The organism is Pseudoduganella sp. R-43, from assembly GCF_049913255.1.
GTDB lineage: Bacteria > Pseudomonadota > Gammaproteobacteria > Burkholderiales > Burkholderiaceae_D > Rugamonas.
Genome location: NZ_CP183988.1, coordinates 3039333 through 3053591, shown reverse-complemented (window position 1 = coordinate 3053591; position 14259 = coordinate 3039333). Strand labels below are relative to the sequence as shown.

The 14259-nt window shown below is 65.0% G+C and carries 8 protein-coding genes; 1 reads left to right on the top strand and 7 read right to left on the bottom strand.

Annotated features, from left to right (window positions below; genetic code table 11):
* Positions 1–4 precede the first annotated feature (4 nt).
* Entirely contained in the window at positions 5–1492 is a 1488-nt protein-coding gene (locus tag ACN9M3_RS14040; RefSeq protein ID WP_426171590.1) for a tryptophan halogenase family protein, read from the bottom strand.
* Positions 1493–1623: 131 nt separating this feature from the next.
* On the opposite strand from ACN9M3_RS14040, the gene ACN9M3_RS14035 reads away from it, so the two are divergent.
* On the top strand, positions 1624–3606 hold the full coding sequence (locus ACN9M3_RS14035; RefSeq protein ID WP_426323213.1) for a glycoside hydrolase family 2 TIM barrel-domain containing protein: 1983 nt from the start codon (positions 1624–1626) through the stop codon (positions 3604–3606).
* Here the strand turns inward: ACN9M3_RS14035 and ACN9M3_RS14030 are convergent.
* From ACN9M3_RS14030 to ACN9M3_RS14005, 6 genes are read right to left on the bottom strand one after another with little or no spacing between them, the layout of a single operon-like run.
* Positions 3603–6524, bottom strand: a complete 2922-nt coding sequence (locus tag ACN9M3_RS14030) for a TIM-barrel domain-containing protein (protein ID WP_426323211.1) — start codon at positions 6522–6524, stop codon at positions 3603–3605. The genes ACN9M3_RS14035 and ACN9M3_RS14030 overlap by 4 nt on opposite strands.
* Positions 6521–8434, bottom strand: a complete 1914-nt coding sequence (locus ACN9M3_RS14025; protein WP_426323209.1) for a glycoside hydrolase family 97 catalytic domain-containing protein — start codon at positions 8432–8434, stop codon at positions 6521–6523. Before ACN9M3_RS14025 ends, ACN9M3_RS14030 begins: the two co-directional genes overlap by 4 nt.
* Positions 8435–8443: 9 nt before the next feature.
* Positions 8444–9193, bottom strand: a complete 750-nt coding sequence (locus tag ACN9M3_RS14020; RefSeq protein ID WP_426323207.1) for a polysaccharide deacetylase family protein — start codon at positions 9191–9193, stop codon at positions 8444–8446.
* On the bottom strand, positions 9190–11154 hold the full coding sequence (locus ACN9M3_RS14015; RefSeq protein WP_426323205.1) for a sialate O-acetylesterase: 1965 nt from the start codon (positions 11152–11154) through the stop codon (positions 9190–9192). The genes ACN9M3_RS14020 and ACN9M3_RS14015 overlap by 4 nt, the downstream gene beginning before the upstream one ends.
* Entirely contained in the window at positions 11154–12518 is a 1365-nt protein-coding gene (locus ACN9M3_RS14010) for a glycoside hydrolase family 27 protein (RefSeq protein ID WP_426323203.1), read from the bottom strand. Before ACN9M3_RS14010 ends, ACN9M3_RS14015 begins: the two co-directional genes overlap by 1 nt.
* Complete coding sequence (locus ACN9M3_RS14005) at positions 12511–14079, bottom strand: GH39 family glycosyl hydrolase (RefSeq protein WP_426323201.1); 1569 nt, start codon at positions 14077–14079, stop codon at positions 12511–12513. The genes ACN9M3_RS14010 and ACN9M3_RS14005 overlap by 8 nt, the downstream gene beginning before the upstream one ends.
* Between the last annotated feature and the right edge of the window lie 180 nt (positions 14080–14259).

The following is a 14259-nucleotide window of genomic DNA, read 5'->3' as shown; positions in this document are numbered from 1 at the left end:
TCCTTCAGCGCGCCAGCACGCTGGCGAGATATTCCTCGTGGCTTGGCATGGCCGCCACCGCGGCCGCAATGCTGTCGCGCCGCAGGCGCAGGGCGCGCTGTGCGTCCTCCAGCGGCATGTCGCCCAGCGATGGATCGGCGCGCTGCGGCCAATGGTCCATGCCGGCATGGATCGCCAGCCAGCTGGTGGCGTCGAAGCCTTCTTCGTCGTACTGGTGCAGCACGCCGGCCTGGCGCCAGGCGTGGACCTTGAAAGCCAGCGTTTCGGGCAGCTCCATGTTCGCCATGTCGCGCCACAACTGGCTGTCGCGGCGTCCTGTCAGGCAGTAATGCAGGATGATGAAGTCGCGCACGCGCTCGAACTGGCGCACCATGCCGGTGTTGTAGGCAGCGACAGCCGTTTCGGCCGGGCGCCCGTCTTTCAGCAACAGTTCGATCAGGCGACCGAGGCCGCTTTGCACCAGGAAGATGCTGGTCGATTCCAGCGGTTCCAGGAAGCCCGAGGATAGGCCCAGCGCCACCACATTGTGCGACCAGAAGCGCGCGCGGTGGCCGGTGGTGAAGCGCAACAGACGTGGCTCGGCGACCGGAGCGCCGTCGAGTTGCTGCAGCAACTGTTCGCGGGCACGCTCTTCGTCGATGTAGCGGCTCGCAAAGACGTGGCCGTGCCCCGTGCGATTGCTGAGCGGGATGCGCCACGCCCAGCCGGCTTCCAGCGCGGTGGCGCGCGTGTAGGGCATCAGCGCGGCGCGGCTGCGTTCGCAAGGACAGGCCCAGGCCCGGTCCACCGGCAACCAGCGGCTGAAGTCAACAAACGGTTCTTCCAGCGTACGCCCAAGCAGCAGCGAGGCGAAGCCGGAGCAATCGATGAACAGGTCGCCTTCCACCGTGCGGCCATCGGCGAGCGTGAGCTGTTCTATGCCACCGTCGACGCGCCGGCTGACGTGCACGATCCGCCCCTCGGTGCGGTGCACGCCGCGCTGCATTGCAAGGCTGCGCAGGAACTTGGCATACAGCACGGCATCGAAATGGTAGGCGTAGTTGAACTGGCGCTCCTGTTCCGACGCAGCGCCCTGGAACCTGCCTTCGCGGGCCATCACGCTCGGAAGGCATTGTTCGCCGAGCGTGCCGAGGCCGGCATCGGCGACCCGGCGGAACTGGCCCCACAGCGACTGAGGGCCGCCCAGGCCACCGATATCGCCGAATGTGTGGAAATACTGCTCGCCGGCCGCGCGCCACTCGCAGAATTGGATGCCCAGCTTGAAGGTGCCGTTGGTGGCGCGCAGGAATTGCGCTTCATCGATGCCGAGGATGCGGTGGAAGGCGCGGATCGAAGGGAACGTCGCCTCGCCGACGCCGACGATGCCGATCTCCTCCGATTCGACCAGCTCCACGCTGCTGCCGGGCAGCGCCGTCGCCAGCGCCGTGGCAGCCATCCAGCCCGCCGAACCGCCACCGACGACCACGATGCGTTTGTATGCGGTTGTCATCATTTTGTCTCCGTTATGGCATCGGATTTTGCAAGGCGCCATGGCGGCACGCAATTGTGAAAAATACCAACGCGTTCAATGAAATCTAGCAGGGTAGTTGAAGTGTGCGGCTGCAGCATGGACAATGCCCCGCTATGAATCCGATCCATACATGCCTTTGCATAGCGCTGCTGGCGCCAATGGCCGCCAGCGCCCAGGCGCGGCAAACGATCCCGCTCGACGGCGAGTGGCTTTTCCACAAGACCGGCGACCATGGCTGGCAAGCAGTCACCGTGCCGCACAGTTTCGACGGCTACCGCGGACCGGCATGGTACCGCCGCACGCTGCAACTGTCGCATGCACGCGACAAACAGCGGCACTACCTCGAGTTCGACGGCGCCCTGCTGGTGACCGAAGCTTGGGTCAACGGCCGCCCCGCAGGGCGCCATGCCGGCGGCTTCGCGCGTTTCCGTTTTGATATCACTGACCTGCTGCAGGATGGCGGCAACGAGATCGTGGTACGGGTCGACAACGCACCCGGCAGCAGCGTGGCACCGCTGGCGGGCGATTACACGCTATACGGCGGCTTGTACCGCAACGTGCGGCTGGTCTCGACCAGCGCTATCCATTTCGACATGCTCGACTACGGCGGCCCCGGCGTGTATTTCAAGGCTTCCGACGTGTCGCGGCAGCGCGCCGCGCTGTCGTGGACGGCACGCGCCCGCAACGACAGCGGCCGTGCCGTGCATGCTGTCATCACCGCACGCCTGCGCGACGCCGGCCAGCAGGAAGTGGCCTCGGCGCGCCAGCCGGTGCTGCTGCCCCCGCACAGCACGGTGCAGGTCGCGCTGCAGGCGGCGCTGCCGTCCCCGCATCTCTGGCAAGGCGTGCGCGATCCCTACCTTTACACCAGCGAAGCCGAGTTGGCCGAAGCGGAAGGCGGCTCCGGCACGCGCGACCGGCTCTCGTTCCCGGCCGGGATCCGCGACATCCGGCTCGACCCGCAGCGCGGCCTGCTGCTGAACGGCGCCAGCTACCGCGTGCACGGGGTCAACGTGCACCAGACTTCCCTGCCCGGCAAGGGTATCGCGGCCAGCGACGAAGACATCGATGCCGACTACCGCATCCTGTCCGATCTCGGCGTGACAGGCCTGCGCTACGCGCATTACCAGCATTCGCAACGCGCCTACGACCATGCCGACCGTGCCGGATGGCTGGTCTGGACCGAGCTGCCGCTGACGGCAGCGGTCAACGGTTCGAAGGAATTCCTGGCCAGCAGCGAGCAGCAGCTGCGCGAACTGGTGCGGCAGAACAGCAATCATCCATCGGTCATGGTGTGGGGGCTCGGCAACGAGATCTACCAGTCCGACGAGCACAGCGCCCGCGTGCTGTCGTCGCTGCAGCGCCTGGCCCACGAGGAAGACGCGAGCCGCCCGACTGTCTACGCCAACTGCTGCGGCCCGATCGATGGTCCGCAAGCCTCGCATACCGACGCCGTGGGCTCGAACGTCTATTTCGGCTGGTACGATGGCGAGTTCGCCGACCTTGGCCCCTTCCTGGACGGGAATCACGCCAAACGGCCCGCCACCGCGCTGTCGGTCAGCGAGTACGGCGCCGGGGCCAGCGCACTGCAGCAGGAGGACCCGCCACAGCGGCCCAAGCCTGGCGGGCGCTGGCACCCGGAGCAGTACCAGGCCCTGTACCACGAAGCTGCCTGGCGCCAGCTGGAGGCCCGGCCATGGCTGTGGGCGAACTTCATCTGGGTCGGCTTCGACTTCCCCTCGGCGGGCCGCAATGAAGGCGATACGCCAGGCTTCAACGACAAGGGACTGGTCAGCTTCGACCGCAGCGTGAAAAAGGATGCCTATTTCTGGTACCAGGCCAACTGGAGCGCGGCTCCGATGGCGCACATCACTTCCCGGCGCCACACGCAACGCCAGCAGGCCAGCGTGGAAGTCAAGGTGTACAGCAACCAGGACAAGGCCAGCCTGCGCCTCAACGGCGCCGACATGGGCACGCAGCCGGTGACCGGCCGCATCGCGACATGGCAGCTGCGGCTGGCCGAAGGAAGCAACCGCATCGATGTCACCGCCGGCAGCGCCACCGACAGCGTCGAGTGGCACTACCAGCCCCGCTAGAACTTCACCACCACCGGCTTACCGGTGTAGCGCACCATGCGGCTGGCCTTGGCCGCTGCAATGCCCTTGCCGTTATCCGGGCCGGCCAGTACCAGGTTCAGGATGCGTTGCCGGGCCATGCCCGGATAGCTGCCGATACGCGCGCCAATGGTAAGGGTCTTCGCCTTGTCGTTCCAGCGCAGCGGGACGCGGGCGGCCTGCCCCTTTTCATACGCATAGGTCTCGTTATCGTCCTCATACAGCGTAAAGCCGCCGTCGGCGCCCGGATAGATCCGGACTTCGTAGGGCGCGGCCGGCTGTTCGGTGGCGTATTGCATGACCGGTCCCAGTGGCACGATGCTGCCGGCGCGTACGTACAGGGGCAGGATGTCCAGCGGCGTGTCCCGCTGCACCGCCTGGCCGCCTTCTAAGCGCTGGTTGGTCCAGAAGTCATACCATGCGGTCCCCTGCGGCAGGTAGGTGCGCATCTGCGTGTCCATTGCCGGCTTGTCCGCCGCCAAGGCGCGCATGGCGCTCGGCGTGCGCCACGCGAGGCGCAGGCTGCGGTCCGAAGTGGCCTGGTAATACTCGAGTGCCAGCTTCACGCGCTGGCCCTTGCGCAGCGCCACGCGCGTGGTGGCCAGCCGCTTGCCGCCATTCTCCCAGCGCTCGATCACAGCCGCGCCGTCGAGATAGAGGCGGTAGCCGTCGTCGCCCTCCACGCCGATCTCGTATTCGCCATCCTCCGGGGCTTCCAGCGTGCCGTTCCAGCGCGCGGAGAAGTCGTCCAGCCCGGCCAGGCCGGCCGGAATCGTGGCCAGCGGCGGCGCGGGCCACGAGTGGTCAATGGTCTTGTCGATCACCTGCCCTTTCGGCACCTCGAAGTTGCGCCCTTCGAAGTACTGGCCCGCCAGGCCAGGCCGTCCATCCGGGGTGTGCAGGAATTCGGCGGGAATGGTTGCCGGCGGCGGCGGCTGGATGCGGTACATCGGCCGCGTCACCGGATGCACCAGCAGCGAAGGTCCGAACATGAACGCATCGTTGATGCCGTACGTCGCCTTGTCGTCCGCAAAGTCCATCGGCAAGGCGCGCATCAGGGTGTAATGTTCGCTGCTGACCTTTGCACTCAGTCCATAGGTATAAGGCAGGAGCCGGTAGCGCAGGTGCGCCGCATCGAGCAGCGACTTGTACACTTCGGGGTCGAGGCCCTTGAACACATAAGGCTCGCGCTCGATGTCGGTACCATGCACCCGCATGATGGGATTGAAGGCGGCATACTGGAACCAGCGCGCGAACAGTTCGCGGTAGGCCGGGTCTTTTTCGCCGAGCGGATAGTCACGGCTGACGAAGAAGCCGCCGGTATCCTGCGTCCAGTAAGGATTGCCGGTAATGGTCACATTGAGGCCGCCGCTGACCTGCTTGCGCAAGGTTTCCCAATTGGCGAAGATGTCGCCCGACCAGGAGGCCGCGGCCGTGCGCTGTGCGCCGGCCCATGCCGACCGCGTCAGCGTAAAGACGCGCTTGTCGCTGGTCGCGCGCTGTCCGTCATAGGTGCCCTGCGTGGTCAGCAGCGTATACGGGTTCAGGTAGCGGGAAAAGTCGCCCAGGGTATTCCTGCCCAGCGATTTGATGTCGGCCTCGTTCTGCGCCGCGTCCCAGGCGGCGGAGCCCACTTCCACCTCGGTACCATCCATCCACAGCGCATCCACGCCCTTGTCGAACAGGCCGGATTTCGCATGCTTGAAATAGATTTTCCGGCCCAGCGGGCTATAGGCGTCGTACACGCGCGCCTTGCGCGAAATCCAGTGCAGCGGCTCGAAGCGCAGGCCGTGCTGGTCCAGTTCCTTCGCCAGCGCCGTATCGTTGCCGATCGACGGCCAGATAGAGACCATCAGCTTCATGTGCAGCTTGTGCAGGCTGTCGGTCATGCCGCGCGGGTCGGGGAAGCGCACCGGGTCCCAGGCCATGCCGCTCCAGGTGCCGTCCTTGTCGCCGCCCCAGTATTGCCAGTCCTGCACGATGTAGTCGAGGGGGAACTGCTCCTGGCGGAACTTCTCCGCGACTTCGACGATACGGGACTGTGTGGGGTAACGCTCCTTGCTCATGAACAGGCCGAACGCCTGTTTGGGATACATTGGCGCCTCCCCCGTCAACCGCCGGTACTCGCCCACCACGTCGTCCATCGAGCTTCCGCCCATGAAGTAGTAATCGACGCCGCCCGGCGCGCTTTCGGCCCACAGGCGCGCGCCTTCCGGCCCGTCCTGGAAACGCATCTTCGAATAGGTGTCCCACAGGATGCCGTAGCGTTCTGACGACATCATGACCGGAATGATGATGCCGAGGTTGGTCTGCACCAGCAGCAGGTCCTGGTTGCGACGGTTGACCTTTTCGCTGTCGGTGTAGCCGAAGCCGAAGATCGCCTCGTCAGGCTTGAGCACCAGCCGGTTCTCCACTTCGTACGACGGCGCGCCGGAGATCTCGACCGGCTTGATCGACTGCGGCTGTGACGATTCGCGCGTGTAGAGCCGCCCGGCGCTGTCCATGAAACTCATGGCGCCGGTCTTGCGGTCGATGTCGATGCGCAGCATGGCGCTCCGGATGCTCAGGGCGGAGGGGCTTTCCTCCAGCTTGAAGCTCGCCCCACCCGGCTTGCCCACCACGACCAGGCTTGGGCTGGTCCAGTGGTTGCTGCCCAGGTTTGCGTTCACGCGCACCGTGGCAGGGCCATAGAAGATCACGTTCTTGGTCACGCCCCCGACCCTGAACTGCACGCCATCCGACAGGCGCACATAAGCGAAACCATCCCGGGCGGCGACAGGCGCCGCCTGCAGGTGGCCGTTCTTGTCCAGGCCACTTTGCGGCAGTGCGGCAGCCAAGGCCGGATTCGCTGAGAAGGCAAACGCGCCTGCCAGCGCAACGCTGAGGAGACGTCGTTTCATTGGAACACCGCCACGAAGCCGCCACGCGGTTTGATCGTCACGCGCACCTTGCCCGCCTTGAGTTCGGCCTTGCTGAATTCGCGCTGGCCCAAGCCGTCGGTAATCATGACGCCCTTGCGGTCCCCGATAAAGGACAGGTCCAGCTCCACGCTGCGTTCACCCTTGCCGGCATTGATGCCCGCCACATACCAGGTGTCGCCGGACTTGCGCGCAACGGCGACATGCGAACCGGGATAGCCGGCGAGGAAGCGGCTGTCGTCCCAGCGGCGCGGCAGGTCGCGCAGGAAGGACCGCACATACTCCGGCACGCCGGCCATGCCTTGCGGGATCTCCGCAAAATGCTGGATACCCGACAGGAACAGCACCGATTCAGCCAGCTCGAAACCGTTGCGGGTGACCCGCTTGATCTGCGCCTTGTCGCCAAACACCATCGGCGTGAAATCCATCGGGTCGAACAGGTTGCGGATCATGGCCGCATTCACGGCGTGGGCCGGTACCGCGTCTTCGTCGCGCTGGTCAAAGGTGGTGAACTCGAAGCCGCGGATCGCCTCGGCCGTCATCAGGTTGGGATAAGTGCGCTCCAGGCCGCGCGGCAGGGTCGCGCCGTGGAAGTTCACCAGCAGGCCCGCCTTGGCCGCATCCTTCAGGATATCGACGTAGTACTGGATCATCGACACACCGTCGCCGCCGAAGAAATCGATCTTCACGCCCTTGATGCCCATTTCGCGCAGGCGGGCAAACTCTCTGGCTCGTGCCTCCGGCGTCAGCAGCTTGTTGCGCGGTGTCTGCGGAGCGTCGTTCCAGGCGCCGGCCGAGTTGTACCAGACCAGCACACCCACTCCCTTGCCGGCGGCGTAGCGCACCAGTTCGGCCATCTTGTCATAGCCGATCTGCTTGTCCCATTCCGCGTCGACCAGGGTGTAGTCCCACTTCATGTCGACTGCATAGTCGACGAACTTCTTCTGCACGTCGAACACGGTAGCTTCGTCCTTCAGCAGCGGCCAGCTCCACGATGCGTGCCCGGGCTGTACCAGCTTCGCGTCAAGCTGGACGGCAGGCGCCGCCAGGTCGGTGCCGAGGGTGGAATCCATCACGGTGTTGAGCGTTCCGACGGCCACCACGCGCCAGGGTGTAGCCAGGATGCCGCCCGTTTCCGCCAGCAGGCGGCCGTTGGTGAACACTTCCGGCGCGGTCGGCCCGGCGATGCGGTACACGCCACCGGGCGAATCGGTGGCCAGGCGCGAGGCGTGGAAGCTGCCGTCCATGTTCGCTTCCGTCAGCGCCACCCAGGTATCGCCGCTCCTGAACAGCGCCGGGAACACCCAGCCTGCCTTCAGGGGCGCCGGCTGGCCGACCGGAATATCGACCTGGTAATGCTCTTCATACGACGGATTGGTCTTGCCCCATCCGGACTTGGCCACCGCCATCGGCTGCAGGAAGGCGCGGGCCTTGGAGCTGAACGCAAAGCCGGTCGCTTCGCTGACAAAGCGCTTGGCGCCGATTTTCGGATCGGCGACGACGTAGCGGAACGCCAAACCATCGTCGGAAACGCGGAATGCCACGTCCATCTTGCGCCCGGCGGCGTTGGCGAGCGAGAACACCTGCTCGTTGGCCTGGTAACGGATCGCGGCGCGCTTGCCGACCGCCATCGTGTATTGTTCCGATACCGGCTTGACCGGCGACGTCGCCACCAGCTTGAGGCCGCGCGAAAAATCCTCGCCGGCCAGGGTCAGGCCCAGCGGCGATGGCAGCAGCACTGCCTGGCCGTTGCGCTTGACGGTATACGACAGGGTCTGGTCAGGATTGACGGTCACCGACACATCCAGTTGCTTGTTCGGGCTCTCGAGCGCGAACGCGGCGCCGCTGGTTACCGCCAGGGCTGCCAGGATACTCATTTTCTTCATCTTCATGAACACTTTTTAAGGAGTAGATAAGCCTGCGCTGTCTTCCCAGCGCAGCGACACGACCTTGTAGCCGTTGTCACGGATTGCCTTTAGCATCGCCGGCAGCGCATCGCCCGTTGGGCCGTTCGCGTCATGCATCAGGATGATGCCGCCGCCGGCCTGTTTGAGGCGGTCCAGCAGCCGCGCCACCATGGAATCGACGCGCATGTCATTGGGCGCCCAGTCATCAATGCCCAGGTCGACCGATGCCACCGTCACACCCCGATCCTTGAGGGCAGCCAGGATAGGCGGCGTCTCTTCCAGGTATGGAAACCGGTATGCCGCAGGTACATGGCCGAATACGCGCGTGAAAGCCTGCGTCCCCAATTCAAGATCCGCCAGTTGTTCGGCGCCGGCCATCGATTTCAGCGACGGGTGGGCAAAGCTGTGCAGCGCCACGGCATGGCCGGCACGCTCGACGCGCAAACCCAGTTCCGGATACTTCGACAGGTTGGCGCCGGTCATGAAAAAGGTCGCCTGGGTACATTGCTGCGCAAGCGCCTGCAGTACCTTGTCGGTTGCCCCAGGCACCGGGCCGTCGTCGAAGGTCAGGACCACTTCGCCCTTCTGCAAAGGCAAGGGACCGTACTGGGCCGTCCCGTAGCGCGCATGTTCGCGCTTGAGCGTCAGGACGCGCGCAGTGCCCAGGGCATCCGGTGCGCAGGCGGACGCCGTCCCGGCGGCGGCCCACAGCAGCAGGACGGCCCGAAGTGCGGCGCGCATCATTGGAGCTCCATTTCAAAGGCGTTGGCGGGGATATCGTCAGCGCTGAACAGGTTGACGAAAGGCGCATCAGCCCAGGCGTAGCGCACCTTGTTCACGGCAGCGGTCGCGGCGTCCTTCAGCCGCACCGTGTCGCCCTCTGCCGTCGCCTGCGCATACCGGCACGCCGCCGGCCCGCACACTTCAAAGCCGATTGCGGTGTCGGAGGAGTATGTCCTCAAGCCGCCATTGGTGTTGACGAAGCGCACCAGGATGTCGGCTCCGCTGCGGCTGGCCGACACCGCCTCCGGTCCGCCTGGCGAAACCTTCTCGCCATAGGCAACGGCCCGGGCGGCCCGCGCCAGGCGCTCCCCGACGATCTTTTTCTGCGCCGGGTGAATATCGGAGCGGTCGCCATAATCGAACGTGACTGCCAGCCCTGCGTGATGGTCGTTCCGTACCACCACCGATTGCGCTTCACGCAGCTCGGCCCACCCCGAATTGCCCGGCCTGGTTGACACCGATCCGAATGCAGTCAGCTGGGCGACCAGGAATGGCAACTCCGGCTGGGAAAACGTCCGGCGCCAGTCCTCAAACAGCAGCGGCAGCAAAGTGCGGTACTCCTGGGCTGCTCCGGCGTTCGCCTCGCCCTGGTACCACGCCACCAGCTTGAACCTGTAGCCTTGCAGCGGTGCGATCATGCCGTTGTACAGGGTTGTCAGGCTGGTCGGCGGCTCCCACGGCGTTGGCGGCTGCGATGCGTTCACGTGGGAGCCAAGCTGGTACTTCCAGCGCAAAGGCAGGGGAATCCGTGCGCCGTCCGCCGTGCGCAGCATGCGCTGGTCCGGCGGGCTGACCAGGCCACCGCCATTATCGTCGTCCAACACCCGTACCGCGATGACGTTCTTGCCGGGTTTGAGCACGCCCTTCGGCACGGCGTATTCGCGCCCCGCCCACCAGTTGGTCAATCCGCCGACCCGCACGCCGTTGACCCAGGTCGTGTCGGCCGTGGCGATCTGCCCAAGCAGCAGCTGCGTGACTGCGCCGGCCTGCCGCGCATCCAGTTCGACCGTGGTGCGGAACCAGGCCACGCCGCGATGCTTGCTGATCGCGTCGATGCCGGACTCGCTCCAGCGCCGCCCCACTTCCATGGCCGGCCAACGGCTGTCGTCAAAGCCGGGCCGGGACCACGCGCGCTGTGCTCGCGCAGCCGGATCTGCCTTGTCCCACCACGCCTCCTGGCGCTGCTCCTCGGCCTTCATTCCCGCCGCCACATCGGTTCCGTAAGCGGCGACCACATCGAGCGCCTGGCGGTATGCGGGCAACTTGCCCATCGACGGGCCACTGATCCAGCTCTGGATCGAACTGCCGCCCCAACTGGCGTTGACGAAGCCCACCGGCACGCTGTACTGGCGCTGCAGCGCGCGCGCCATGTAATAACATACCGCGGAGGCCTGGCCGGTGCTTTGCGGTCCCGCCACCTGCCACTTCGGGGCTTCACTGAAATCGTCGACGCGGACGGCGGAACTGTGGCGCACGATATTGGCGAAGCGAATGTTCGGATTGGCGGAGTACGCAATGTCCATCGGCGCATTGGTGGCATTGGCCACCGCCAGTTCCATGTTCGACTGGCCGCCGCACAGGAAGACATCGCCGATCATGATGTCGTCCAGGGTGCTGCCGCCGCCGTTCGAGCTCACGCTCAGCGTATGGGGGCCGCCGGCTTCCATGCCCGGCATTTCGGCGCGCCATTTGCCGGCGCTGTCCGCGCTGGCTTGCACCGCCTGGCTGCCCAGCCGTACCGTCAGCACGGCCCCGGGGTCGGCTTTACCCCACACCGTAACCGGTTGGCCGCGCTGCAGGACCGCGTGGTCGCTGAATATCCCGGCAAAAGCCGGCGCCGCGGCCTCCGCAAGCGCTGGAGCGCCTGCTGCGAGCGCCATTGCACCTATGCTTGCAAGCAGCTTGAAGCTGGGAGCTTTCATCAGGCACCCACGCGCAGGAATACCGACGCATGCGGAGCCAAGGCCTGGCGGATACGACCCCGCACCTGCCCGAGATCGGCGCGCCGCCACAGGTCGCGCACTGCGACGCTCTTGCCGCCGAGGTCCAGGCGGGACAGGTCGAAGTCAATCTCCACCGGGGCATCTTCCGTATTGAACAGGGCCAGGTACCAAGCGCGGTCGGAGCCATTCGGCCGGGCGGTCCAGATGCGGGTGCCGGCGTCGGCGCGATGCGGGCGATTGTCGCGGCTCTTCTGGTTCACGGCCAGCACTTCCGGGTTGGTCAGCAAGGCCAGGGTCGGCGCGTCCAGGTGCCGCAGGTCGCCGCCCATGATGAGCGGTGAGCGCGCGATACTCCAGAGTGTCATCAGCGTCTGCTGCTCGTCCGGCGTGAATTTCGTGTCGCGCGTATTCATCGCCAGCCGGCCGAGGGGCAGCATGTCCGCATCGGGCCAGGAATTTTCCGCCATGGTCGGATTCCAGTTTTCAAGGCGCTGGAACTGCTCTTTCAGCAGCTTCCATTCATCCCAGAAGTCGTCCGAAATGCGCCACATCTGCGCGTAGTGCGGAACGTGGGCGGCCCAGCGCAGGTCCATCTCGCCGGGCGACAGGCTGAGCGTGATGGCGCGCCCGGAAGCCTGGATGGCTTTGTGCGCGGCTTCGACTTCGGGCCAGTTGCGGTCATAGGGCCGCGACATGTCGTCCATCTTCACGAAATCCACGCCCCACGAGGCATACAGCTTGAAGATCGAGTCGTAGTATTCCTGCGCGCCAGGCTTGCTCATGTCGATACCGTACATGTCGCCATTCCATTCGCAGACAGCCTTGGTGTCGGCTATATCCTGCGCGTGCCAGCGCGTGCCGAGGATCGGGGTATTCCTGCGCACCGCCTGGCGCGGGATGCCGCGCATGACGTGGATGCCGAATTTGAGCCCCATGCGGTGCATCTGGTCGGCCAGGGCCTTGAAGCCCCTGCCCTGCGCCGCCGACGGGAAGCGGTTGGGAGCAGGCAGCAGACGCCCGTATTCGTCCATGGTCAGCTCGGCGTCCTTGCGGTATTCATAGCTGTTGGCGTTCGGTTCATACCACTGGATATCGACCGTGAAGATGTCGTAGCCCGACGGCAGCAGTTTCTGCACCATGATGCGAGCGTTTTCCAGGGCCTGGGCTTCGGTGATGGTGGTGGCAAAAGAGTTCCAGCTGTTCCAGCCCATCGGCGGCGTCGGCGCCAGCGGTTTGCGGCGCACGGCCTGGGGAACAGCCGCGAACGCCACGGCAGGGAGTGCAGCCGAAGCTGCTGCGGCAACGGAAGTGGCCAGCAGTGTGCGGCGGGACAGGTCAATCATGGGGAATAGGCTCCAGTGTCACCAGTACCACGTCATTGCTGCGCATCGGTACCTTGAAATTGAAAGAACCTGACTTGCCGACCGTGACCACTCGGTCGGTCTCGGGCGCGTCTTTGGTCAGGGTGTTAAGTTGTTCGAGCTGCGCCGCTGTCAGCTTGTCGGGCGCGCCCATTTCCAGGTAGGCGGTATAGGCATCGTTGGCCTTGAAGCCGGTACGGCGCACCTGCAGGCGGTACTTGCCAGACTGCGCATGGCGGAACTGCACCTCGGCGGGTTCCGATGGCTTGGCCGGCTGCACGCGGCTGTAGAAGGAGCGGTTGCTCAAGTCCTGCTTCGGCTGCTGGAAGTCCCAGACAACGGCGCGCATCGCCTTGCCGTCGGTGGCCGCCATCACCTGGCCATCCTTGACCGGAATCTCCTTGCCGCTCAAGGCATGCAGGTATTTGTACGAGAAGTACGGCGCCTTGCGCACGCCTTGTGGATTCATCAGGCCGAAGCCGCCCTCGAAGGGCTTGTTCTGCGGCCCCGGCTCCTCGAACAGGTCGGTATAGGTCCAGTAGCTCATGCCCTGCACCAGGCCCTTGGTTCCTTTCAGCTTGCTCAGGATGTAGGCGGCGCCGATGTAGGAATCATGCACCTTGTCGCGCGGGTTGTAGCTGGTGCTCCATTCGGTGAAATACAGCGGCAGCTGCGGATACTTCGACCCGGCGATCTGCCCGCGCACGCGGCGCACGTCGCCGATAATGGCGTCGGGCGACGGCGACAGCTTGGTATCCTCCACGCCCTTCTCGTCCAGGAAGCCGCTGTCCACGCCATAGGTGTGCGTGGTCACGAAATCGACTGCCGCGCCGTTCTTCGAAACATGGTCGAGGAACTCGGGCACCCAGGCCGCCCCTGCGGTGGAAGGGCCGCCCACACGCAGGGCCGGATCGATCGCCTTGATCGCCTTTGCGGTCACGTCGTACAGCTCGAAGTATGCTTTCTGGTCGGCGTGCTCCCAGAAGCCGTCCAGGTTCGGCTCATTCCACACTTCGAAGAACCAGCTGCGCACTTCCGCTTCGCCGTAGCGCTGCTGGCAATGCTTGACGAACGCCGTCACCAGGTCGCGCCAGCCTTTCAGCTCGGGATGCGAGGTATTGCCTTCCCAGTAGAAGATCTTCGCGTTCGATGTGGCCAGCGCCTTGGGCGTGAACCCCAGTTCGACGAAAGGCCTGATCTTGCGCGCCAACAGGTCGTCGTACAGCTTGTCGATGCCGCTCCAGTCGTAGACCAGCTTTCCATTCTCCTTTTTCACGGTCTGCAGCACGTCGTGGAAGATGGCATGGAAGCGGATGTAGCGGAAGCCGGTTTCGTCCACCAGGGTCTTCAGCTGCGCCATGCTGTCGTCGCGCCGCAGCGTGCCCGGGTAATCGGAACCGACCGACAGGTCGAAGAAGCGGTCAAGCGGCTGCTCCGCCCTCGCCGCATCGAGCACCACCTTGCGCGGCGCCGCGCTGGCAGCGGTGGTGACAAAGCAGGCCGCGCCCAGTGCTGCGAGACCTATACGTTGCAGGTGATTCATCCTTCCATGCTCCTCATTTCGACTGATAGACCGGGCGATGCTAGCACTGCAAAATCGTCGCGGGAACAGCTGGCACGCCTCTTGCGGTAAATCATTCAGCGGCTCGGTGATTTTCATAATTGCAGCGCCTCGGGCAGTCTGCAAAGATGGCCTGGTTTATCACAACGTAGGATAAAAAGA

Excerpts from the sequence above, each read along its gene's own strand:
- ACN9M3_RS14030 (WP_426323211.1), bottom strand. The coding sequence starts at position 6,524 with ATGAAACGACGTCTCCTCAGCGTTGCGCTGGCAGGCGCGTTTGCCTTC.
- ACN9M3_RS14005 (WP_426323201.1), bottom strand. The coding sequence starts at position 14,079 with ATGAATCACCTGCAACGTATAGGTCTCGCAGCACTGGGCGCGGCCTGC.
- ACN9M3_RS14040 (WP_426171590.1), bottom strand. The coding sequence starts at position 1,492 with ATGATGACAACCGCATACAAACGCATCGTGGTCGTCGGTGGCGGTTCG.
- ACN9M3_RS14020 (WP_426323207.1), bottom strand. The coding sequence starts at position 9,193 with ATGATGCGCGCCGCACTTCGGGCCGTCCTGCTGCTGTGGGCCGCCGCC.
- ACN9M3_RS14010 (WP_426323203.1), bottom strand. The coding sequence starts at position 12,518 with ATGATTGACCTGTCCCGCCGCACACTGCTGGCCACTTCCGTTGCCGCA.
- ACN9M3_RS14035 (WP_426323213.1), top strand. The coding sequence starts at position 1,624 with ATGAATCCGATCCATACATGCCTTTGCATAGCGCTGCTGGCGCCAATG.
- ACN9M3_RS14015 (WP_426323205.1), bottom strand. The coding sequence starts at position 11,154 with ATGAAAGCTCCCAGCTTCAAGCTGCTTGCAAGCATAGGTGCAATGGCG.
- ACN9M3_RS14025 (WP_426323209.1), bottom strand. The coding sequence starts at position 8,434 with ATGAAGATGAAGAAAATGAGTATCCTGGCAGCCCTGGCGGTAACCAGC.